23 protein-coding genes are annotated in these 19891 nt (G+C 46.1%); 11 read left to right on the forward strand and 12 right to left on the reverse strand.

Features of this window, described 5'->3' with window-relative positions; all coding sequences use genetic code 11:
* Positions 1 to 6 precede the first annotated feature (6 nt).
* Genes C2759_RS09815 through C2759_RS09830 form a run of 4 tightly spaced genes read right to left on the reverse strand, consistent with a single transcriptional unit; the run spans position 7 to position 2455 of the window.
* A complete protein-coding gene (locus C2759_RS09815; protein ID WP_046330922.1) occupies positions 7 to 276 on the reverse strand; it encodes a YbeD family protein in 270 nt (89 codons plus the stop codon).
* 24 nt (positions 277 to 300) lie between these two features.
* Positions 301 to 1017, reverse strand: a complete 717-nt coding sequence (locus C2759_RS09820; RefSeq protein ID WP_215355099.1) for an alpha/beta hydrolase — start codon at positions 1015 to 1017, stop codon at positions 301 to 303.
* A gap of 23 nt (positions 1018 to 1040) precedes the next feature.
* Positions 1041 to 1349 (reverse strand): ferredoxin, encoded by a 309-nt coding sequence (locus C2759_RS09825; RefSeq protein WP_215355101.1) that lies wholly within the window; start codon positions 1347 to 1349, stop codon positions 1041 to 1043.
* Between the two features lie 11 nt (positions 1350 to 1360).
* Positions 1361 to 2455: a VanZ family protein gene (locus tag C2759_RS09830; protein WP_215355102.1), complete on the reverse strand. Its 1095-nt coding sequence runs from the start codon at positions 2453 to 2455 to the stop codon at positions 1361 to 1363.
* 46 nt (positions 2456 to 2501) lie between these two features.
* Between C2759_RS09830 and C2759_RS09835 the strand changes: the two genes are divergently transcribed.
* Together C2759_RS09835 and C2759_RS09840 are read left to right on the forward strand one after the other, a co-directional pair.
* Entirely contained in the window at positions 2502 to 3302 is an 801-nt protein-coding gene (locus C2759_RS09835; protein ID WP_215355104.1) for a biotin--[acetyl-CoA-carboxylase] ligase, read from the forward strand.
* Positions 3299 to 4120 carry a type III pantothenate kinase gene (locus C2759_RS09840; protein WP_215355106.1) on the forward strand — a complete coding sequence of 274 codons (822 nt, stop codon included), beginning with the start codon at positions 3299 to 3301 and terminating at the stop codon, positions 4118 to 4120. The genes C2759_RS09835 and C2759_RS09840 overlap by 4 nt, the downstream gene beginning before the upstream one ends.
* 10 nt (positions 4121 to 4130) lie before the next feature.
* Here the strand turns inward: C2759_RS09840 and rfaE2 are convergent, their stop codons facing one another.
* On the reverse strand, positions 4131 to 4622 hold the full coding sequence (gene rfaE2 / locus C2759_RS09845; RefSeq protein ID WP_215355108.1) for a D-glycero-beta-D-manno-heptose 1-phosphate adenylyltransferase: 492 nt from the start codon (positions 4620 to 4622) through the stop codon (positions 4131 to 4133).
* Between the two features lie 102 nt (positions 4623 to 4724).
* Here rfaE2 and C2759_RS09850 point away from each other — a divergent pair, with 102 nt between their 5' ends.
* Genes C2759_RS09850 through C2759_RS09870 form a run of 5 tightly spaced genes read left to right on the forward strand, consistent with a single transcriptional unit; the run spans position 4725 to position 9524 of the window.
* Positions 4725 to 5285, forward strand: a complete 561-nt coding sequence (locus C2759_RS09850; protein ID WP_371816923.1) for a glutathione peroxidase — start codon at positions 4725 to 4727, stop codon at positions 5283 to 5285.
* A complete protein-coding gene (locus tag C2759_RS09855; protein ID WP_215355112.1) occupies positions 5285 to 6673 on the forward strand; it encodes an NAD(P)/FAD-dependent oxidoreductase in 1389 nt (462 codons plus the stop codon). Before C2759_RS09850 ends, C2759_RS09855 begins: the two co-directional genes overlap by 1 nt.
* Positions 6674 to 7459, forward strand: coding sequence for a DUF1365 domain-containing protein (locus C2759_RS09860; RefSeq protein WP_215355114.1), 786 nt, complete (start codon positions 6674 to 6676; stop codon positions 7457 to 7459). It abuts the gene before it with no gap.
* Positions 7456 to 8751: a cyclopropane-fatty-acyl-phospholipid synthase family protein gene (locus tag C2759_RS09865; protein ID WP_215355115.1), complete on the forward strand. Its 1296-nt coding sequence runs from the start codon at positions 7456 to 7458 to the stop codon at positions 8749 to 8751. Before C2759_RS09860 ends, C2759_RS09865 begins: the two co-directional genes overlap by 4 nt.
* Positions 8748 to 9524, forward strand: coding sequence for an SDR family oxidoreductase (locus tag C2759_RS09870; protein ID WP_215355117.1), 777 nt, complete (start codon positions 8748 to 8750; stop codon positions 9522 to 9524). Before C2759_RS09865 ends, C2759_RS09870 begins: the two co-directional genes overlap by 4 nt.
* A 9-nt stretch (positions 9525 to 9533) precedes the next feature.
* Here the strand turns inward: C2759_RS09870 and C2759_RS09875 are convergent, their stop codons facing one another.
* Genes C2759_RS09875 through argS form a run of 3 tightly spaced genes read right to left on the reverse strand, consistent with a single transcriptional unit; the run spans position 9534 to position 12579 of the window.
* A complete protein-coding gene (locus C2759_RS09875; protein WP_215355118.1) occupies positions 9534 to 10196 on the reverse strand; it encodes a thiol:disulfide interchange protein DsbA/DsbL in 663 nt (220 codons plus the stop codon).
* Entirely contained in the window at positions 10193 to 10801 is a 609-nt protein-coding gene (locus tag C2759_RS09880; protein ID WP_215355120.1) for an SPOR domain-containing protein, read from the reverse strand. Before C2759_RS09880 ends, C2759_RS09875 begins: the two co-directional genes overlap by 4 nt.
* A 50-nt stretch (positions 10802 to 10851) precedes the next feature.
* Positions 10852 to 12579, reverse strand: a complete 1728-nt coding sequence (argS, locus tag C2759_RS09885) for an arginine--tRNA ligase (RefSeq protein WP_215355122.1) — start codon at positions 12577 to 12579, stop codon at positions 10852 to 10854.
* 35 nt (positions 12580 to 12614) lie between these two features.
* On the opposite strand from argS, the gene C2759_RS09890 reads away from it, so the two are divergent.
* Positions 12615 to 12932 carry a DUF1840 domain-containing protein gene (locus C2759_RS09890; RefSeq protein WP_215355124.1) on the forward strand — a complete coding sequence of 106 codons (318 nt, stop codon included), beginning with the start codon at positions 12615 to 12617 and terminating at the stop codon, positions 12930 to 12932.
* 30 nt (positions 12933 to 12962) lie between these two features.
* Here the strand turns inward: C2759_RS09890 and metH are convergent, their stop codons facing one another.
* Positions 12963 to 15710: a methionine synthase gene (gene metH / locus C2759_RS09895; protein ID WP_215355126.1), complete on the reverse strand. Its 2748-nt coding sequence runs from the start codon at positions 15708 to 15710 to the stop codon at positions 12963 to 12965.
* The gene (locus tag C2759_RS09900) at positions 15707 to 16771 is read right to left on the reverse strand and encodes a homocysteine S-methyltransferase family protein (protein ID WP_215355127.1); all 1065 of its coding nucleotides are present in this window, start codon (positions 16769 to 16771) and stop codon (positions 15707 to 15709) included. Before C2759_RS09900 ends, metH begins: the two co-directional genes overlap by 4 nt.
* Before the next feature lie 78 nt (positions 16772 to 16849).
* Between C2759_RS09900 and C2759_RS09905 the strand changes: the two genes are divergently transcribed.
* Positions 16850 to 17299, forward strand: coding sequence for a PhaM family polyhydroxyalkanoate granule multifunctional regulatory protein (locus C2759_RS09905; protein WP_215355129.1), 450 nt, complete (start codon positions 16850 to 16852; stop codon positions 17297 to 17299).
* On the opposite strand, the gene C2759_RS09910 is transcribed toward C2759_RS09905, so the two are convergent.
* The gene (locus tag C2759_RS09910; protein WP_215355130.1) at positions 17211 to 18296 is read right to left on the reverse strand and encodes an MBL fold metallo-hydrolase; all 1086 of its coding nucleotides are present in this window, start codon (positions 18294 to 18296) and stop codon (positions 17211 to 17213) included. The genes C2759_RS09905 and C2759_RS09910 overlap by 89 nt on opposite strands.
* Before the next feature lie 22 nt (positions 18297 to 18318).
* Between C2759_RS09910 and C2759_RS09915 the strand changes: the two genes are divergently transcribed.
* The gene (locus C2759_RS09915; RefSeq protein ID WP_215355132.1) at positions 18319 to 18495 is read left to right on the forward strand and encodes a DUF1289 domain-containing protein; all 177 of its coding nucleotides are present in this window, start codon (positions 18319 to 18321) and stop codon (positions 18493 to 18495) included.
* 21 nt (positions 18496 to 18516) lie between these two features.
* Here the strand turns inward: C2759_RS09915 and C2759_RS09920 are convergent, their stop codons facing one another.
* A complete protein-coding gene (locus C2759_RS09920; RefSeq protein ID WP_215355134.1) occupies positions 18517 to 19500 on the reverse strand; it encodes an MDR family oxidoreductase in 984 nt (327 codons plus the stop codon).
* A gap of 87 nt (positions 19501 to 19587) precedes the next feature.
* On the opposite strand from C2759_RS09920, the gene C2759_RS09925 reads away from it, so the two are divergent.
* The gene (locus C2759_RS09925; protein WP_215355135.1) at positions 19588 to 19872 is read left to right on the forward strand and encodes a hypothetical protein; all 285 of its coding nucleotides are present in this window, start codon (positions 19588 to 19590) and stop codon (positions 19870 to 19872) included.
* The last annotated feature ends 19 nt before the right edge of the window (positions 19873 to 19891 follow it).

Below are 19891 nucleotides of genomic sequence, written 5' to 3' on the forward strand. Positions count from 1 at the left end.
AATAATTTAGAGGACAACACTAACTAAGGGATGGGTGGATAAGGTGCGATACAACTCATCTAACTGCTCTCGACTAGTGGCAGTAATTGGTAATGTAATGCCTAGATAATTTCCATCTTTTGAGGGTCGCTGCTCAACCTTACTCTCATCAAATGTAGGATCAAATTGACGGGCAATGTGCAAGATTGCAGGTAGGTATTCTGGATTGGACTTACCCATTACCTTGATTGGAAACTCTGATGGGTATTCAATGAGGGATTTTTTATCTTCAGTCATATTCTTTTAACTTTTCTATTAACTCTATTGATTGCGATGATCAGGCATACCTAACCAAGCGCTAGTAATGATGTTGCGAATGCAATGTAAACGTCGATGGAAAAAATGATCGGCACCTGGCACTACTTGCACTGTTAATTCTTGAGGACGCGCCCAATCTAAGACATCGATCAAGGGAATGGTTTCATCCAACTCGCCATGAATCAAAATCGTATCAGCAGGCACAGGTGCTAAGACCCATTTACCAGCCGCACTACCCACCATGACGAACCGCTCAGCTGGGCGTCCTAGCTCTGCCAAGCGCTGAACCAAATGGGTGCCAACAAAACTACCAAATGAAAAACCGGAAATCACCAAAGGCAAAGTATTGGCGGTCTGTACCCATGCCTGTTGTGAAGTCGCCTCAAATGGATTCCAACTAGAAGGGGTACGCATCCAATCAGTGACGTGTAGCAAGTCTTCCATCTCGCCAACACCGTCATCATGTACGCCGGCAGTAGCCCCTACTCCGCGAAAATTAGGGCGCACACTAATGTAACCCAATTGATTAAAGGCGCGTGCCATGGTTTGTGCCACTTTGTTATCCATCGTTCCACCCATTAGTGGGTGTGGATGCGCAACCAAAGCTAAACCTCTCACCGAAAAATCAGGATTATTTTTTAATTCATCTGGCAGATCAATCGACATTTCGATTTGACCCACAACACCATCAATATGAATTATTTTTGTACGGCTATTCATGAGAAAACTTTCTGAAATCTTTTTTAAGCCAATTGCAGGCGCTCTACTGGACGCCCTTGTATTAAGTGCGACTGAATAATTTCTTCAACATCTTCAGTATCAATAAATGTGTACCAAATGCCCTCTGGATAAATTACTGCTACTGGGCCATCAGCACAACGATCTAAGCATCCTGCTTTGTTAATGCGGATTTTTCCCGGGCCAGATAAGCCCAATTCTTTGACACGCTTTTTTGCATAATCAAAAAGAGCAAAAGCGTTGTGACGATCACAACAATCTTCGCCATTACTGCGCTGGTTTAGGCAGAAAAAAACATGGTGTTTAAAACTCATATATCATCTCATCAAGGTTTTAAATTAAAAGTGGCTCTATTTCGAAGTACCCAAAATAATGCTAGTGGCAACCATACTACTGAAACCCATTGCATTAGTTCATTAAAGTGTAATAGCCGACCTTGATACCAATGTCGTAATGTCAGAATGAAATACGGGTTGTCCGGCAGGAGATTAATTACCAAGGTGGCAGTGACTAAACAGGCGATTGCAAGCCAAGCTTTACTAGCCAAGGAAAACTGGAGGGTCCATCTCAGTAATAGACTGCCCAGTACCATTCCCCAAATAGCCCCTGCGGTGAGCCACAACAAACCAGATTCTGCACCGAACTGCAATGCAGTAAAAGCAATCTTCACTAAAACAGTGAAGCAAAGCAGGCTATTTAGGATGTTCCACTGGGGTGCTTTTGCACGCATCCCCAAAGATAGCAAGAGTCCAGTACCGAGCCAACAAACCGCTGTAATGATGGATTCTTGAATGACATGATTGACCACCATGGTGCCCCAGTCGATGGAGGCAAAAATGGCATGCCCCCATACCCCTGTACCCAACCATGAGCTTTGGGGATAAATTTGAGCCCAGGGGAAAAGTAAAAATAAAGCGGAAGCAGCCCAATTCGAACCAAACCATTGATCAAAGCGACGACGTATTGCACTCCCAGAGAGCCATTGGGGACCCAAGGGGATGGCCAATAAACCGCCCATCAAACCGCCCAACACATTGGCCCACCAATCCATTTGGCTAGGAATGCGGGTGGGCAGCCAAGTTTGTAGCGACTCAACACTAAAAGCCAATGCCGCACTAAAGCTCAAGGCGACGCTTAAGGCAACAAAATTACGCCAACGTGGGTAGCAGGCAAAGACCAGCAGAAACCCCAAGGGAATGTAGGCCAAGACATTGACTGACACATCAAAGAGCGTAATAAAGCGGGGTAAAGGGGCATCTATCCATGCCCATGGGGCGATCCCATTATCAAAACTGAAATCAAAGGGATTTAGGCTGACATAAATGATTAAAAGCGCATAGCTCAAGCTAATGGCCCGAGCCAAAGGCATTGCCTGGAGAGGCCAAACAAACTTGCGAGGACGCTGATCTTCGTGATGCATCCCCTTATTCTAGGTCAGCTAGCCTAGATCTTTCTACAATAGAAAAATGTGCCCGAATTGCATTCTTGAACGCGTTGCCACCACCAAATCAACTAATGATGATTTATTAGCTCGCTGGCGTGCCGGTGAATTAATTGATCCCGTTGCACGTATCGCCCACGATCAGACCTCCGGCAAGGGCAGAGCTGGAAGAGTTTGGCTTTCTAATCCTGGAGATACGCTGTGCTTCTCCTTGGCTTACCCATTCAATAAACGCCCCCATGAACTGAGCGGACTTAGTCTAGTCATTGGGCTAGCGGTTATTGCAGGCATTGCTGGAGCATTAGGGATCAACGAAGCTGCTCTTCATCAACAAGGCCTAAGATTAAAGTGGCCTAATGATTTACTGCTGAACAATGCCAAGCTTGGTGGCATCCTTATTGAAGGGGGGCAGAGCAACCCAAGCTCACCCACTTGGATGGTGATCGGGCTGGGCCTGAACTTACGTAATTCAGAATTCATTGCACAGTACTTAGAAAATCAAGCCTCTTTTGCAGCTACTGCTTTGGATCAACTGATGCCTCATCACGCACCGGTTCCAGATGCGGAGTTCATTTGGCTAAAGTTGATTGAGACATTTGAAAGCCACTTAATCCAATTTGAACAGCATGGGTTTAGCTATTTTAAAGATTCCTGGTCACATTGGGATGCCTTTAATGGTCAGTCTGTTTGCATATCAGGCGCCGGTAAAGAACCTATCATCGGAGTCTCTTCTGGAGTGGATAACTCTGGTGCGCTTATTCTTCATCAGCATGACAAATCTATCGCCATTCATGCGGGCGATGTTTCTTTGCGAGTTCAATCATGAGTCTGTATTTGGTATTTGATCTTGGTAACACTCGGCTCAAGTGGGCCGCAGTCGAATCCACACAAAACATTGCAGACCGTAATAAAAAACTGTGGGCATACTCTGGGTCGATCAGCACCAAATCTTTCCAGTCACCTGAACTACGGGCTGAACTGTCTGACTATATTTCCAAAACCTTACCTAAACCCGATGCCATTGGCTTTTGCTGCGTAGCAGGCGATGCTGCGATTGAAAATCTACGTAGCCTCTTTCCGCAATGGCAAGATCTTGAGTGGAAACAATTTACAGGTAGCAGTCCTTACCAAGGCTTACGAACACTCTATCAAGACCCCAGTAAATTAGGCGCAGATCGGTGGGCAGCACTGATTGGTGCAAGAGCCCTCTCCAGCACCAACACACTAGTAATCAACGCTGGAACGGCCACTACCATTGACTTGCTGGGTGGCAATGGCGTCCATTACGGTGGCTGGATCTTGCCAGGCTTAAGTCTGATGCAAGAAAGTCTTCAACAAAATACAGCCCAACTTCCATTAGCAGTTCGTACCAACAATCCTGAAGCTCAAGCGAGCTTTGGCAGCACTACTGATGAGGCGATTACGGGCGGTTGTGATGCAGCGCAAATAGGGGCAATACTGCGCGCAGCCTACTTGGCTAAAACCATGAATCATCCAGTTGAGCGAATTTGGCTCGATGGGGGCAATGCCAAAATTTTGGCACAGGAGATTAAACAGTTTCCAGAGTTAGCAGTACTGCCAGTAGAGCCCATTGAAGGTTTAGTGCTACGTGGACTTTGGGCTTGGCTCTTACAGAACCTGTAAGCCATGCAAGTCAACTTGTGCGGATCTTGTCCAACAGGGTTGTTGTGGAGCGCTCGTATAAAAAGGGGATAGCAACTGCCACACCATCCCAAGTTTTCACGAGGCGAGTCTCCTCCAAGGAGTCGATTTCATAATCTCCGCCCTTAACGTAAATATCTGGATGAATTTTGGCAATCAGATTCACCGGGGTCTGCTCTGTAAATAAGACCACCAAATCGACACTCTCCAGCGCTGCCAATAAAGCTTGGCGATCAGCCTCGGCATTGATTGGCCTGTCGTCACCCTTACCCAGCATCTTGACTGAGGCATCTGAATTCACTCCCACTACAAGGCTCGCGCCAAGCTCCTTAGCTTGGGCTAGGTAGCTAGCGTGCCCCCTGTGTAGGATGTCGAAGACGCCATTCGTAAATACTAAGGGCCTCGGAAGCGCCGCAATACGGGCTTCCAGCTCAGTGAAAACGCAGACTTTAGACTCAAAAGAAGGTGGGGGTAAAGAGCTCATAGCGCCATATTAATGGCATTAGGCTAATTTCAACGATATTTGCCAGAATGTCTTAGACTTGGACATCCCCGTCCCACCCAAAGGCTCAAGATGATTCGCTACATGCCGCGGTACTTACTGGCATTATTTTTCTTGCTTACAGCAATGCCGTTTGCAAAGGCTGCTCCCGCCGCCAGTTGTAGCCCCCTTTTGTCCCACACTTTTCCAAGGTTGCAGGATGAGGCACCTCAAAGCCTTTGCCAATACCAAGGCAAAGTCATCCTCGTTGTTAATACAGCTAGTTTTTGTGGCTTTACGAGTCAATATGAGGGTCTTGAGAAGTTGTATGCCAAATATAAAGACCGTGGTTTGGTTGTATTAGGATTTCCATCAAATGACTTTGGCAAACAAGAGCCAGGTAGCAATAAAGATATCGCTGAATTCTGTAAAAATACCTATGATGTGAAATTCCCCATGTTTGCTAAGAGCTCAGTAAGTGGAAGCAATCCAAACCCACTATTTAAAATGCTCATTGCTAAAACTGGGACAACGCCTAAATGGAATTTTTATAAGTACCTCATTGATCGGAACGGTAATGTCGTTGATTCGTTTGGCAGCATGACAAAACCCGCAAGCAGCAGTATTACAGGTGAAATAGAGAAACTTCTTGGAGAAAAAATTTAGTGGGTAAGAAAAAAGTTGCCATCATTGGCGCTGGTATATCTGGCTTAGGATGTGCATACGCATTAAGGCTGCACCCAGATTTAGAGATCACCTTATTCGAAGGTGGCAATCATATTGGCGGCCATAGCAATACCGTAGATCTCACACTAGAAACTCCTGACGGTCAGATAACTTATGGAGTTGACACTGGATTTTTAGTATTTAATCGCAAAACCTATCCTCGCTTAGTTCGACTATTTGAGGAAATTCAGGTTCCGATTGCACCATCAGAAATGTCCTTTTCAGTATCCATTGATGCAGGAAGAAAAACAGGGCGCAATAAAAAAATTGAGTGGGCTGGTAACGATCTCAACTCCTTCTTTGGCCAAAGATCTAATGTGTTCTCACTGTCATTCTGGAGAATGGCTTACGACATCTTGCGCTTCAATCGACTCGCCACTCGACTGGCTGAAGAGCAAATCACTACCAAACTTGAATACTCAGAGCCAGATGAGCGCATTAAAGATTTTTTAGATCGCAATCGTTTTAGCACCAGCTTTAAAGAAAATTATTTCCTACCAATGATTGGCGCTATTTGGTCATGCTCTGTTGAGCAGATGCTAGAGTTTCCGATTCAAACTATGGTCCGCTTTTGTCATAACCATGGTCTTTTACAAATCCAAAATCGCCCGCAATGGCTTACGGTTAAAGGCGGATCTCGAGAATACGTGAAACTTTTAGTGGCGACTCTAGAGAAACATCAAGTCCAATTTGTACATGAAGCTGTTACTCGAGTTAACGCAAAAAAAACAGAAGACTCTTCAGTCGAAGTGCTTACATCCTCTGGGGTGTACCAGTTTGATGAAGTGGTAATGGCATGTCATAGCGATCAAGCCTTAGAGTTAGTGCATGGTATTGGGCAAGACGCGCGCAATATTTTGGCTTCGGTCCCTTACCAAAAAAATCGTGCAATTTTGCATACAGATATCAATTTCTTACCGGCTACTGAACGCTGCTGGGCGGCTTGGAACTACACCGCAAAATCTGGTGCAAGACCGACTGCACAACAACATGTGAGTGTGAATTATTTAATCAACCGTTTACAACCGCTACCCAAATCATTTGAGGGCACGCAAATTATTGTGAGCCTGAACCCACTGACGGATCCCAATCCAAAATTAGTGCATGAAGAAATTCATTACTCGCACCCTGTCTTTGATATGCGCGCCGTGCAGGCACAAAAAGAGCTGCCTTTAATTCAGGGCCATTCCTCAATCTGGTATTGCGGAGCATGGACAGGATTCGGTTTTCATGAAGATGGTTTGCGCTCAGGCGAATTGGTGGCAATGGATCTCATGGAGAGCATTTCTCATCACGTTAAATCTAGCCCCATTAAAGATTCTCAGTAAATGAATTTGCCAACGATTAATTTTGGAGCCGTAAAGCATCGACGCTTTCGTCCCGCTATCAATGCGTTTGGCTATGGTGTATTTACTTTATCTATTCCAATGCGTGCACGCAGGAATGATCCAACATTGCTCAGCAAACATGGACTCAAAGATAAGCAATTTGGGCTTTTTTCTTTTTTTGACCAAGACCATGGATTAGGCAGTGAAAACAGTCTGTCCTGGATCGAATCGATCCTTAAAGACAATCAGGTTCATCATGATGATGGTGAGATTTGGCTACACACTTTTCCGCGAGTTCTCGGTTATGTCTTTAATCCGGTCAGTTTTTGGATCTGCACCCAAACCAATGGTCAAGTTCAAGCGGTGCTAGCTGAAGTAAATAATACCTTTGGCGAACGACACTGCTATTTACTCCATCATGACTCTGGTAAGGCCCTGCAATCCGGAGAGACGCTTGTAAGCAATAAAGTATTCCATGTCTCACCCTTTTGTGACGTCCGTGGAGAGTACCACTTCCGCTTTTTATTTCCCCAAGATAGCAATTCAAAGCGAAATATTGTTTGTCGGATTGAGCTGCACGAGGATGGCTCCCCATTAATCAATACTAGTATCAGCGGCCTATCTCAACCGTTAACTAAAAGCGCCCTCTATCTTGCCTTTCTGCGCTACCCCCTCATGAGTTTGGGTGTCATTGGTAGAATTCACTGGCAGGCATTGAAATTATGGCTAAAAGGTGTACCCTTTCATTCAAAACCTAAACCACCAGAACTTGAAGTTACCCGATGAATCGCCCCGGTCAAACACTGCTGTCCCGCCTCACCTTCTCTCGCCCTGAAAGGCGAAAATCTAAACTGCAGCAAGGTAATGCAAGCACAGTGGCTCTATTGGGTCTTTTAGATCAATTGCGCAGTGGACATCTAGTACTCACTCTTCCTAATAGTGAAGTAAGGGAGTTTGGCAACAGCTCAGACCAACTACATGCAGAAATTCAAGTCTTAGACTGGTCTGTATTTAAGCGGGTTTTATCTCATGGTGATATCGGCTTTGCCGAAAGCTATATCCGAGGCGAATGGAATACGCCCGATCTCAAAGCGGTTCTAGAGCTAGTCATTCGAAATCGCACCATCCTTGAGAAGGCAATTTATGGCAGTTGGTTTGGATCTATAGCCTATCGCCTGAGGCATTGGTTTAGAGATAACTCTAAATCCGGAAGCCGAAAAAATATTCATGCGCACTATGATCTAGGCAATGCCTTTTACACTCTCTGGCTAGACCCCACAATGAGCTACTCGAGTGCATGGTTCTCTGGTGGTGATAAGCAGTCACTCATGGATGCCCAGCGTGCAAAAATTAAACGTATCTTAGATTCCATTCACGCTAAAGAGGGTGATCAACTCTTAGAAATAGGCTGTGGTTGGGGTGGCTTCATGGAAGAAGCCTTACGCAATGGCAACCAAGTTACTGGCCTGACATTGTCGACAGAACAAAAGGCGTTTGCAGACTCTAGACTTCAAAAAATCTCTGCAGAAACCAGCAATCCAAAACAATTTGAGGTTCGCCTGCAAGACTATCGAGATTGTAAAGAGCAATTTGATGGTATCGCCTCTATTGAAATGTTTGAAGCAGTTGGTGAAAACCATTGGACTGAATACTTTCAAACAGTTGCAAAACGACTCAAAGCCGGTGGCAGAGCATGCATCCAAACTATCGTGATCGCAGACGATTTATTTGATCGCTATCGCCAAAGCACCGACTTTATTCAGCAGTATGTTTTTCCAGGGGGCATGCTTCCCTCTCCAGCAAAATTTAAGGCAGCTGCAGCTAATGCGGGTTTAGAGCTTGAGGCAGAGTTTGCCTTTGGCGCTGACTATGCCAAAACCTTATGCCTATGGCGCGATAGTTTTAATCAAAAGATTGAAGAAATTTATCGCCTTGGTTTCGATGAGGCATTTATTCGACTCTGGAATTTTTATCTCATGTATTGCGCCGCTGGATTCTCTGAAAAGAGTATTGATGTAGTGCAGTACACCCTTAAACATAAAAATGTTATTCACTCAAGTGATGCACTACGCCCATGAAACAAAAAGGAATAGATTCTTTTGTCAATCAACGGATTTGGGTCATTGGGGCTTCCAGCGGTATTGGTGAGGCCTGCACAAAAGCATTTATCAAGGCGGGTGCAAAAGTTGCGCTTTCTAGCCGCCGTGCCGAGCGACTAGATACTCTCGCACAATCTGCAAAACCTGGACAGGCCTTGGTTTTCCCACTAGATGTCACCCGTCAAGAACAGCTGGACTCCACTTACCGAGGCATCCTAGAAACCTGGGGTGGCCTAGATCTACTGTTGTTTGTCTCAGGCGTATATACCCCCTTACGTGCTGATAACTTCGAATTTGATGTTGCCCAGAAAACAATTGATGCCAATCTGCTCGGCCCCATGCGGGCAGTCAGTATTGTCATGCCTGATATGCTCAAAGCGCATAGCGGACATATTGCGATCGTTGGTAGCGTAGCGGGATATAGCGGATTACCTAAAGCCTTAGCGTATGGGCCAAGTAAAGCGGGGATTATTAATTTCTGTGAAACTCTCTATTACGACTTACTACCCCAGGGTGTGAGTGTGCATATGATCTCACCGGGATTTGTTGCAACCGAGGCTACCGCACAAAATGATTTTGAGATGCCAGCACTCATTACTGCCGATGAGGCCGCACAAGAAATTCTCGCTGGACTTCAAGCTGGAGAATTTGATATTCACTTCCCTAAGCGGTTTTCAGGATTCTTAAAGTTCCTCAGAATCCTGCCTTACCCGCTTTACTTCTGGATTATTCGACGCTTCGTCAAAATATAAGAATCTGAATTACTTGTACTTATCCTTACGGATTTTTTGCTCTAAGTGATCCATTACAGCAATCGCTTTTGCCTTAGTACCAGCAATAGATGGGGATGTTACGTAGCGACCCTGCATCACAATCGTTGGCACACCATCAATTCGATAAGTATCGGCCATCTGTCTTGCGGCACGTACTTTTGATATAACGGCAAATGAGCGATAGGTGGCTAAGAAAGTATTGCGATCAATACCTTGTGAGGCGACCCAGTCGGCGATCTCATTTTCTGTCATAAGGCGCTTGTTTTCTTTATGCATGGCGTACATGACTTTGTCATTCATTGCCTCACCCTTGCCCATGGACTCTAAGGCATAGAACAATTGGCTGTGCGGCATGAAGTCGTCTCGGAAAGCAACGGGCACCTTACGGAATGTCACATCCCTTGCTTGGCGCTTAAGCCACGTATTGAGCTCTGGTTCAAAGTCATAGCAATGCGGGCAACCATACCAAAAGAATTCGATAACCTCGACCTTTCCTTTGGCCTCAACTGGCTGAGGGGTAGGCAAAATACGATAATCAAACCCCTCCTCAATCTTAGGACTTTGCGCAGTAGCAAGCCCTGAAAAAGAAAATGCCAAGCCAAGAATGGCAGCGGATAAAAGGGCTCTTTTAGATTTAGATAATGTAATCATGATTTGCTAGATTTAATGACGCTCGGTTTAATACCCATGCCATTAAGCTTATCACGCACGGGATTGCTTTCTTCAACACTGTTATAAGGACCAACACGCACACGCCAAAGCGTATTGCCATCACTACTAATCTCACTTAATTGAGATTGAATCCCTTGAATCGCTAAACTTGCTTTTTGTGCATCTGCATCGGCACGCTTATTAAAGGCGCCTACTTGTAAGAAATAAATTGCATCTGATTTAGCGGTGGAAGTCCCATCTGCTAGCTTCTTACCATTAGCCACATCAGCAATTGGATCTGGCGCATTAGCGGCAGGTGCTGCAGACTTACCTTGTAAAGGCTTATTCAGATCTAAAGCCTCTGCTGGGGCAGCAACTTCGCCTTCAGCAGGGGCTGATCCTGGTTTAATAGTTAAGGGAAGATTAGGGGCTCTGACCCCAGGGCGCTCTTGCGGCGTATTTTTGGAAAGATAGAAGGCAATCACAAAAGCAACGCCAAGCCCAACACCCAATCCTAAGATAAAGCCAAGAATAGTGCCCCCATACTCCGAGCTCGAAGACTGGGTCTTTGGCATATAGCTGGTGTGTTGATCATTTTTTTTCATCGTATCCCCATCCTTCTTTTTACTTCTTAAGCGCTGGCAATTACTACAGCTTACATCTTAGCGGGTGCTGATACACCTAATACTTTTAATCCATTTTCAAGCACTTGACGCGTTGCTAGAAGCAATGCAAGGCGCGCCAATTTCAATGCGGGATCATCCACTAAGACGCGATCTGCGTTATAGAAAGTATGAAAGTCTCCTGCTAAATCACGCAAGTAAAAAGCTAAAGCATGTGGCGCTAAGTCTGCAGCAGCATCAGTAAGCATTTCTGGATATTCAGCTAAACGACGCAACAAATGATCCGAGGCTTTGCTTTGCAATAGAGAAAGATCTGCCCCCTTAAGGTCAGATACTTGTCCACCCCATTGAGTCAAGATTGAGCAAATACGCGCATGGGCATATTGCACATAGAACACGGGATTCTCATCATTCTGCTGTAATGCCAAATCAATATCAAAGACGAACTCTGTATCAGCCTTGCGGGAGATAAGGAAGAAACGTACGGCATCTCTTCCACGCTGAAGCGCTAGTTCGCGCTCATCAGCAGTCATCTCTGGTGTAATGCCACCTGACCACTCAACCAAGTCACGCACAGTCACATAGGAGCCAGCGCGTTTAGAAATTTTGACTTCTTCGCCATGACGCATCACCGTCACCATCTTGTGTAATACGTAGTCAGGGTAGGTTTTCGGAATATCCCAACCACGCTTCTGTGCCACACCCTGCAAGCCCGAGCGAACACGGGCGATAGTGCCGTGGTGATCACTACCTTGGACATTAATTACTTTTTCAAAGCCCCGATTCCATTTGCTGGTGTGATAGGCGACATCAGGCACAAAGTAGGTAAAGCTGCCATCAGACTTACGCATGACGCGATCTTTGTCATCACCATCATCTGTTGTCTTGAGCCAAAGCGCGCCCTCAGACTCGTAGGTTTTACCAATACTCTGCAACTCTTCGACAATTTTTGCAACACTGCCATCGGTATACAAGGAAGACTCTAGGTAATAGTAATCAAACTTCACGCCAAATGTTTTTAAATCAATATCTTGTTCGTTGCGTAAATACGCGACAGCAAATTGGCGGATCGCTTCAAGCTCATCTTTGTATTCAGGTGAATCCTTAAAAGCAGTTGCAATCTCTGCAATATATTCACCGTTATAGGCACTCTCTGGCCAAGCAGCATCCCCTGGCTTAAGTCCGTTCAATCGAGCTTGTACTGAGAGCGCCAAGTTTGCGATCTGGACTCCAGCATCGTTGTAATAAAACTCACGATGCACCTTGATACCCTGAGTTGCCAATAGATTTGCTAGGGCATCGCCTAACGCAGCTTGACGACCATGACCCACATGCAGTGGGCCAGTTGGATTAGCGGAGACAAACTCAATCATGGCACTAGAAACGGGGGCTGCCTCTGGTGCTAGCTGACCAAACTGAGATCCTGCTGTGAGGACTTCTTGCACCACTGCAGTTTTAGCAGTGTTGCTCAGACGAAAATTAATAAATCCAGGTCCCGCAATTTCGCAGGAGGCAATGAGCTCACTATAGCCAGACTGCTGCTCAAGGTGCTCGACCAGTGCTTGCGCTAATTCCCTGGGATTTAACTTCCAAGCCTTGGATAGCTGGAGCGCAATATTACAAGCGACATCCCCATGGTCTACCGCTTTAGGGCGCTCTAAGCGCGGCGCGGGGGCATCCCCCAAGCCACGGTCCTGGGCGAGACCCTGAAGGGCTGCACTTAGCATTTCAATTAAACGATTTTTATTAGTTAACAACATAGATAAGTGAGTTTATCAGGTGGTAAGCTATTGAAATGATCTATCAATTTCGCTCCAAAGCGGGCCCTGACGTCATCATGCTGGCTGACCTCACCCAACGAATCTTTGAAATTTTGGGTCGCTCATTAGAACCTAGGGGAATTTTGACGGTGGAGCAACTTCCAAGCTTCATCATCGCCCTAGAAACTGCTATTTTGAAAGACTTGGAAGAGCGCTCTAAAAGTAATACAGCGGATCAAGAAAGTACTGAAAAACCAAAACTTGCCGACAGGCTGGGGCAGCGCGCCTATCCTTTCTTAGAGCTGATGAAACAAGCCAAAGCCAAAGATGAACCGGTGATGTGGGGCGTTTAAAAACTGCACCCCACTTCACCCAAGTCAAATTTAGTCTATCGAGCTTGCCAACTGGCGACGAATGTCTTCAACGGACTCATTACGACGCTTAGCAAGATCTTCAATCTGGTCTGCTGACAACTTACCCACATTGAAATAACGTGCATCCGGATGTGCCAGATAAAAACCGCTGACACTGGAAGCGGGATTCATAGCCAATGATTCGGTCAATGTCATACCAATATCTTCCGAACCAATGACGCGCAATAAATCTTTTTTCACTTCATGCGCAGGGCACGCTGGATATCCTGGCGCTGGACGAATACCACGATACTCTTCATTAATCATTTGATCGTTCGTCAACATCTCATCAGTCGCATAAGCCCAAAGATCGGTACGAACACGATGATGCATCAACTCTGCAAATGCCTCTGCCAGACGATCGGCCAAAGATTGCAACATAATTGCACTGTAGTCATCATGCTTGGCATGGAACTCAGCCACTTTTTTCTCAACCCCATGGCCAGTTGTGACAGCAAAGCAGCCCAGATAATCAGCCACATGTGAATCTTTAGGCGCCACATAGTCAGCCAAGCAACGATTAGGTCGACGAATACCATCGACAACTGGACGCTCAGCCTGCTGACGCAAGTTATGCCAAACGAATAATGGATGCTCGCGGGATTCATCGCTGTACAAAGCAATGTCATCACCTATCGTATTTGCTGGGTAGAAAGCTACTACGGCATCGGCTTGCAACCACTGGCCTTTAATCAACTTGTCCAATAGCGCTTGGCCATCTTCAAATACTTTACGAGCCTCTATACCAACAACTTCATCATCCAAGATTGCTGGAAACTTACCAGCCAAATCCCAAGTCTGAAAAAACGGTGTCCAGTCAATATATTTGGCGATGTCACTTAAAGCAAAATTCTTGAAAACACGACGGCCAATGAACTTAGGCTTCTCAGGCACGTAGTGAGCCCAATCAATCAGCTCCCGATTCTTACGCGCGGCTTCTAATGAAATAGTTGGGGACGCTTTTTTATTGGCATGCTGCTCACGAATACGTACGTAGTCATCGCGCAAATCTTGAATAAATTTCTTGGCGCTTTCATCTGACAGAAGGCTTGATGCTACAGACACAGAGCGGGAGGCATCAGGTACATAGACTACCGGTCCATCGTAATGCGGTGCAATCTTGACTGCAGTGTGCACACGAGAAGTTGTGGCACCACCAATCATCAGTGGGATTTGACGCTCACGGAAATAATCGTCACGTTGCATCTCTTGAGCAACGTAGGTCATCTCCTCTAGAGATGGCGTAATCAAACCAGACAAGCCAACAATATCCGCTTTTTCCTCTTTGGCACGCTTCAAAATTTCTGAGCAAGGCACCATCACACCCATATTGGCAACTTCAAAGTTATTACATTGCAGCACCACCGTCACAATGTTTTTGCCAATATCGTGGACGTCTCCCTTAACAGTCGCCATCACAATCTTGCCCTTAGCTTTTGCTTCGCCACCAGAGGCAATGTGTTGACGCTTCTCTTCCTCAATGTAAGGAATCAAAATGGCTACCGCTTGCTTCATTACGCGTGCGCTCTTGACCACTTGAGGTAGAAACATCTTGCCAGCGCCAAATAGGTCGCCAACGACATTCATACCATCCATTAAAGGACCTTCAATTACCTCGATCGGACGACCACCTGCACCCATAATTTGAGCGCGCAGCTCTTCAGTGTCACCCTCAATAAAGGTTGTAATTCCATGCACTAAGGCATGGGTTAAACGCTCTCGTACTGGGGCTTCACGCCACACCAAGTTTTCTACTTGCTTTGCCCCACCGCCCTTAAATTGATCAGCAATATCGAGTAAGCGCTCAGTTGGCGTCTTACCATCTTTTTCTTTATAGCGGTTCAGCACTACATCTTCAACGCGCTCACGCAATTCAGGATCTAGGTCTGCATAGACGCCGAGCTGCCCCGCATTAACAATGCCCATATCCATACCAGCTTGGATGGCGTGATACAGGAACACAGTATGAATAGCTTCTCGAACACGATCATTACCGCGGAATGAAAAGCTGACATTCGAAACGCCGCCACTGACTTTCGCGCCCGGCAGGTTTTCTTTAATCCAGCGTGTAGCATTAATAAAATCTACCGCATAGTTATCATGCTCTTCAATGCCGGTGGCAATTGCAAAGATATTGGGATCAAAAATAATATCTTCTGCTGGAAAGCCGATCTCATTAACGAGAATTTGATAGCAGCGCTGACAAATTTCTGTCTTGCGCTTAAAAGTGTCTGCTTGACCGACTTCATCAAATGCCATCACTACAGAAGCCGCACCGTAACGACGAATCAAGCGCGCTTGTTTTCTAAAAGGCTCTTCGCCCTCTTTGAGTGAAATCGAATTCACAATCGGCTTACCCTGAATACACTTCAGACCAGCCTCAATTACGCTCCATTTAGAGGAGTCAATCATGATCGGTACACGAGCGATGTCTGGCTCTGAAGCAATCAAATTCAAGAAGCGCGTCATTGCCGCTTCAGAATCCAACATCGCCTCATCCATATTGATGTCAATCACTTGAGCACCATTCTCAACTTGCTGTCTTGCAACTACCAAGGCCTCATCAAATTGATTATTTAAAATCATGCGGGCAAATGCTTTGGAGCCTGTTACGTTAGTGCGCTCTCCAATGTTCACAAAGCGGATATCGGCTGTAACGTTAAAAGGCTCTAGGCCTGAAAGCTTCATCGGCGGCATTACCTTTACAGTCTTACTCATGCTGACAGCTCCGCACTTTCACGGTAGAAAGGTCGCGGCTTACGCTGTGAAACAGCATTAGCAATTGCACGAATATGATCTGGTGTAGTTCCACAGCAGCCACCTACTAGATTTACCAAACCATCTTTTGCAAAACCGTCAACCAAACTAGAAGTAATATCCGGAGTCTCATCAAAGCCTGTATCACTCATGGGGTTGGGCAAACCGGCATTGGGATAGCAAGATACTGCAACATCGCAGATACGGGATAGCTCAGCAATATAAGGGCGCATTAGTGCTGCACCTAAGGCGCAGTTCAGGCCAAAGGTGAGTGGTTTAATGTGGCGCAAGCTATTCCAAAATGCTTCCACTGTTTGGCCAGATAGAATTCGACCAGAGGCATCCGTGACCGTACCTGAAATCATTACCGGCAAACGCTCACCGGTTTCCTCAAAGAACTCATCTAAAGCAAACAATGCAGCCTTGGCATTGAGTGTGTCGAAAATAGTTTCCACTAAAAATAAATCAACACCGCCCTCAAAGAGGCCTTCTATCTGCTCTCGATAGGAAGCTCGAAGTGCATCAAACGTCACATTACGCGCACCGGGATCATTTACATCAGGAGAAATACTTGCAGTCTTTGGAGTTGGTCCAATTGCGCCTGCCGCAAAACGTGGCTTATCTGGCGTAGAGTATTTTTCACAGGCAGCGCGAGCCAATTGAGCGGAGATCACATTCATCTCACGAGCTAAATCAGCCATCTTGTAATCCTCTTGCGCAACTGAGGTAGCGCCAAAGGTATTAGTCTCAATAATATCTGCACCCGCATCCAAATACTGCTCATGAATCTTGCTGATAATCTGTGGCTGGGTCAGTACTAAGAGTTCGTTATTGCCTTTAATATCGCCTGGGTGACTCTCAAAGCGTTTGCTGACTGGTAATCCACGGTAATCCGCCTCACTCAGCTTGTATTGCTGAATCATGGTGCCCATGGCGCCATCCAAAATCAGAATACGCTGCTTTAGTAGCTCGGGAAGTGCCTGACCGCGGGTGTAAGGCTGGGATAAACCATTAGATTGCATTGCGTAACCGGGATTAATCTCTAGAATCCTCTATTGTATTGGCAATAAGCCACTTTTATCTGACCCGGAGCAACCCCTATGTTTGGAACTATCCCAGAATTCAATCAAAGCCTTGAAATGATGAAAACCATGTGGGGTCAGGGAGCGGGCGGGCAAACGCCAGGCCAATTTCCCTTCACCACGGACGCCTCCAAGGCGGCGGGGGGTTTTGGCTCAGCTTTTCCAGGGCTAGATACCGACGAACTTGAAAAGCGCATCAAAGATCTGAAAAGTGTTGAAAACTGGCTGAACCTCAACCTCAATATTTTGAAGTCCACCATTCAGGGGCTAGAAGTGCAGCACGCCACCATGATGGCACTCAAATCCTTTGGGGATGCCGTTTCGGCGAGCGCCACTGCTGCGACTGTTGAAACTCCTAAAGACTCCGGAACAAAAGCTTCTAAACCACGCAAAACCGCAACACGCCGTCGTCGCAAAGCTGGCGACTCAACTTTCCTCGACGAAGTAGGTAATTCAGATGGGCAATAGCCTCGCCCATAGCAAATGTCATTTGGTGAATATCTAATTCACGTCTAAACAAAACCGGCACTATCTCACGAGCAGTTGCTGGTTTTTCACATGCTCCCAGTGTTTCCGTTAAGCGCTCATCGTGATGCGCTTTTAGCTGACCAACCCGGGGCTTCATTCCTGTAAAAGGCTTGCCATGAGATGGCAGTACCAGAGTGTTATCGGGTAAGGGCAGATATCGATCTAAAGAGCTCAAATACAGGCCCAATGGATCTGCATCCGGATCTGCATCGTAAACGCTAACATTGGTTGAAATGCGTGGCAACAACATATCTCCAGAAATCAACACTTCCAAATCTTTGCAAAATAATGAAGCATGTTCAGGCGCATGACCAAACCCCATAATCACTTGCCACTCATGTCCACCAATCAAAATCATTTCACCATCAATGATGCGACGATATTGTCGTGGCACACCCGGAACCATATTGCTATAGTAATTCGAGCGAGCACGAATTTTTTCTAAATCTTCTGGTGCATTGAGTCCATGTTTTTGAAAGTGGTCTGCAGAGCCCCCGCCACCAGCGCGTGCACCAACCGCAGCCCCGCCCTCTTTATGACTAAGCCATTGCGCAGTTAAATAATCTGTCATGGAGATCCAGAGTGGTGCTTGCCACTTCTCACAGAGCCACTGAGAGAGTCCCACATGATCTGGATGCATATGGGTCACTATCACCCTCAACACCGGCAATCCCTCTAACTGTGAAGCAAAGATCTGATCCCAGGCTGCCCTTGTCTCATCATTAGCAATGCCACAATCTACAATGGTCCAGCCTTGAAGCCCCTCAAACTCATCCCGTAGCAGCCATAGATTGATGTGATCCAAAGCAAACGGTAAGCGCATCCGTAGCCAGCGTACACCAGGCGCGACCTCGATTGAACTGCCCGCTTCCGGTAAAGCATCCGCTAGGGGATAATGAATGGCACTCAGATCGCTAGATTGGTTTTTAGTATTCATCTATTTCTATTTTAGGTTTGCTTTGACAACAGTTCCATCACCTTGCATCAACTGGTGTGACATCAACCCCGACAATGGTTTTTGCCGTGGCTGCTATCGCACGCTCCCTGAGATTGCAGACTGGTCTGAACTTTCTAACTCAGACAAGCTTGAGGTTTTAGAAAAACTAAAAGCACGAAAACCTCAAGCTTCAGAGTAAGCACTATCCATTAACCAATACTTATTTGTTTACATCCACAATTAAACGACCGCGTACATTGCCAGCCATCAGCTCTGCGGCGTACTTTATAGAATCTTCTAAATTAATTTCGTGAGAGATCTCTTCCAAAGTTTTAAGATCTACCAGCTTACTTAACTGCTCGTAAGCAGCAATACGTTTTGCTTTTGCTACTGTCACACTATTAATGCCATACAAAGTTACGCCACGTAAAATGAATGGCGCAACAGTCGATGGAAAATCCATTCCTTGAGCTAATCCGCAAGCAGCAACTGCACCATCACTTTTGGTTTGTGCGCAAGCGTTAGCCAAAGTATGACTACCAACACTATCAACTACCGCCGCCCAACGCTCTTTTGCCAAAGGCTTACCAGGGGCTGACAGTACCGCACGATCAATCACCTCACTAGCACCCAATTTCTTTAAATAATCAGCTTCGGACATCCTTCCCGTGCTGGCGACAACTGTGAACCCTAGTTTGCTCAAAAGCGTAATCGCAAAGCTTCCAACTCCACCTGCAGCACCAGTCACCAGCACTTCGCCATCGCTAGGCTTTAGGCCGTGCTTTTGTAAAGCCATTACGCATAGCATGGCGGTATAGCCAGCAGTACCAATAGCTAAAGCTTGCTTAGCAGTAAAACCCTTTGGCAAAGGAATAAGCCACTCTGACTTCACACGTGCTTGCTGCGCTAAACCACCCCAATGACCCTCGCCAACACCCCAGCCGTTGAGCAGCACCATGTCACCAACTTTAAATTCTGGGCTAGCGCTCTCTAAGACTTCGCCTGCAAAATCAATCCCAGGCACCATCGGAAAGCTACGCACTACCGGACCCTTGCCAGTAATTGCCAAACCATCTTTGTAGTTCAGCGTGGAATAGAGCACCTTAACCCTGACATCGCCCTCAGGCAAGCTAGCCTCATCGACTTGAGCAAGCTCAGCCCGATAACCTTGATCATCTTTATTTACCAAAATAGCCTTAAACATGTCTCTTCCTTTTAAAAGCGCTGCATTCTCCACAGCAAATACGTAATAGGTTTATCCTAACGAGCATTGCTGATTATGGAGGTTTCCATGAAAAAAATTCTACTATTAACTTCAACTTGTGGTCTAGCACTCATTGGGTGCTCATCGAGCCAGATTAATATGTCTATGGGCAATATGCGCTTGATCACCTCCAGCGCCGCACCACAAGAGGTAATGGATTTTGCCAGCACAACTTGTAAAAATGATTTTTACCAAGGCGCTAGCTTCCTTTCTAAGGCCGGCAAGGAATACCGTTTCAAATGTGTCAAAGCTGAAGAGAACGAAATTCTGACCCCCATTCCAGGCACTAACATTCCGGCTGCAACGAAGTAAGCCACTAAACAAGTAAGCA

It is taken from the genome of Polynucleobacter sp. MG-Unter2-18 (assembly GCF_018687675.1).
Taxonomy (GTDB): Bacteria; Pseudomonadota; Gammaproteobacteria; order Burkholderiales; family Burkholderiaceae; genus Polynucleobacter.

Excerpts from the sequence above, each read along its gene's own strand:
- C2759_RS09910 (WP_215355130.1), bottom strand. The coding sequence starts at position 18,296 with ATGAATACTAAAAACCAATCTAGCGATCTGAGTGCCATTCATTATCCC.
- argS (WP_215355122.1), bottom strand. The coding sequence starts at position 12,579 with ATGTTGTTAACTAATAAAAATCGTTTAATTGAAATGCTAAGTGCAGCC.
- C2759_RS09835 (WP_215355104.1), top strand. The coding sequence starts at position 2,502 with ATGTGCCCGAATTGCATTCTTGAACGCGTTGCCACCACCAAATCAACT.
- C2759_RS09860 (WP_215355114.1), top strand. The coding sequence starts at position 6,674 with ATGAATTTGCCAACGATTAATTTTGGAGCCGTAAAGCATCGACGCTTT.
- C2759_RS09875 (WP_215355118.1), bottom strand. The coding sequence starts at position 10,196 with ATGATTACATTATCTAAATCTAAAAGAGCCCTTTTATCCGCTGCCATT.
- C2759_RS09900 (WP_215355127.1), bottom strand. The coding sequence starts at position 16,771 with ATGCAATCTAATGGTTTATCCCAGCCTTACACCCGCGGTCAGGCACTT.
- C2759_RS09815 (WP_046330922.1), bottom strand. The coding sequence starts at position 276 with ATGACTGAAGATAAAAAATCCCTCATTGAATACCCATCAGAGTTTCCA.
- C2759_RS09870 (WP_215355117.1), top strand. The coding sequence starts at position 8,748 with ATGAAACAAAAAGGAATAGATTCTTTTGTCAATCAACGGATTTGGGTC.
- rfaE2 (WP_215355108.1), bottom strand. The coding sequence starts at position 4,622 with ATGAGCTCTTTACCCCCACCTTCTTTTGAGTCTAAAGTCTGCGTTTTC.
- C2759_RS09925 (WP_215355135.1), top strand. The coding sequence starts at position 19,588 with ATGAAAAAAATTCTACTATTAACTTCAACTTGTGGTCTAGCACTCATT.
- C2759_RS09850 (WP_371816923.1), top strand. The coding sequence starts at position 4,725 with ATGCCGCGGTACTTACTGGCATTATTTTTCTTGCTTACAGCAATGCCG.
- C2759_RS09905 (WP_215355129.1), top strand. The coding sequence starts at position 16,850 with ATGTTTGGAACTATCCCAGAATTCAATCAAAGCCTTGAAATGATGAAA.
- C2759_RS09820 (WP_215355099.1), bottom strand. The coding sequence starts at position 1,017 with ATGAATAGCCGTACAAAAATAATTCATATTGATGGTGTTGTGGGTCAA.
- C2759_RS09825 (WP_215355101.1), bottom strand. The coding sequence starts at position 1,349 with ATGAGTTTTAAACACCATGTTTTTTTCTGCCTAAACCAGCGCAGTAAT.
- C2759_RS09840 (WP_215355106.1), top strand. The coding sequence starts at position 3,299 with ATGAGTCTGTATTTGGTATTTGATCTTGGTAACACTCGGCTCAAGTGG.
- metH (WP_215355126.1), bottom strand. The coding sequence starts at position 15,710 with ATGAGTAAGACTGTAAAGGTAATGCCGCCGATGAAGCTTTCAGGCCTA.
- C2759_RS09920 (WP_215355134.1), bottom strand. The coding sequence starts at position 19,500 with ATGTTTAAGGCTATTTTGGTAAATAAAGATGATCAAGGTTATCGGGCT.
- C2759_RS09830 (WP_215355102.1), bottom strand. The coding sequence starts at position 2,455 with ATGCATCACGAAGATCAGCGTCCTCGCAAGTTTGTTTGGCCTCTCCAG.
- C2759_RS09890 (WP_215355124.1), top strand. The coding sequence starts at position 12,615 with ATGATCTATCAATTTCGCTCCAAAGCGGGCCCTGACGTCATCATGCTG.
- C2759_RS09865 (WP_215355115.1), top strand. The coding sequence starts at position 7,456 with ATGAATCGCCCCGGTCAAACACTGCTGTCCCGCCTCACCTTCTCTCGC.
- C2759_RS09880 (WP_215355120.1), bottom strand. The coding sequence starts at position 10,801 with ATGAAAAAAAATGATCAACACACCAGCTATATGCCAAAGACCCAGTCT.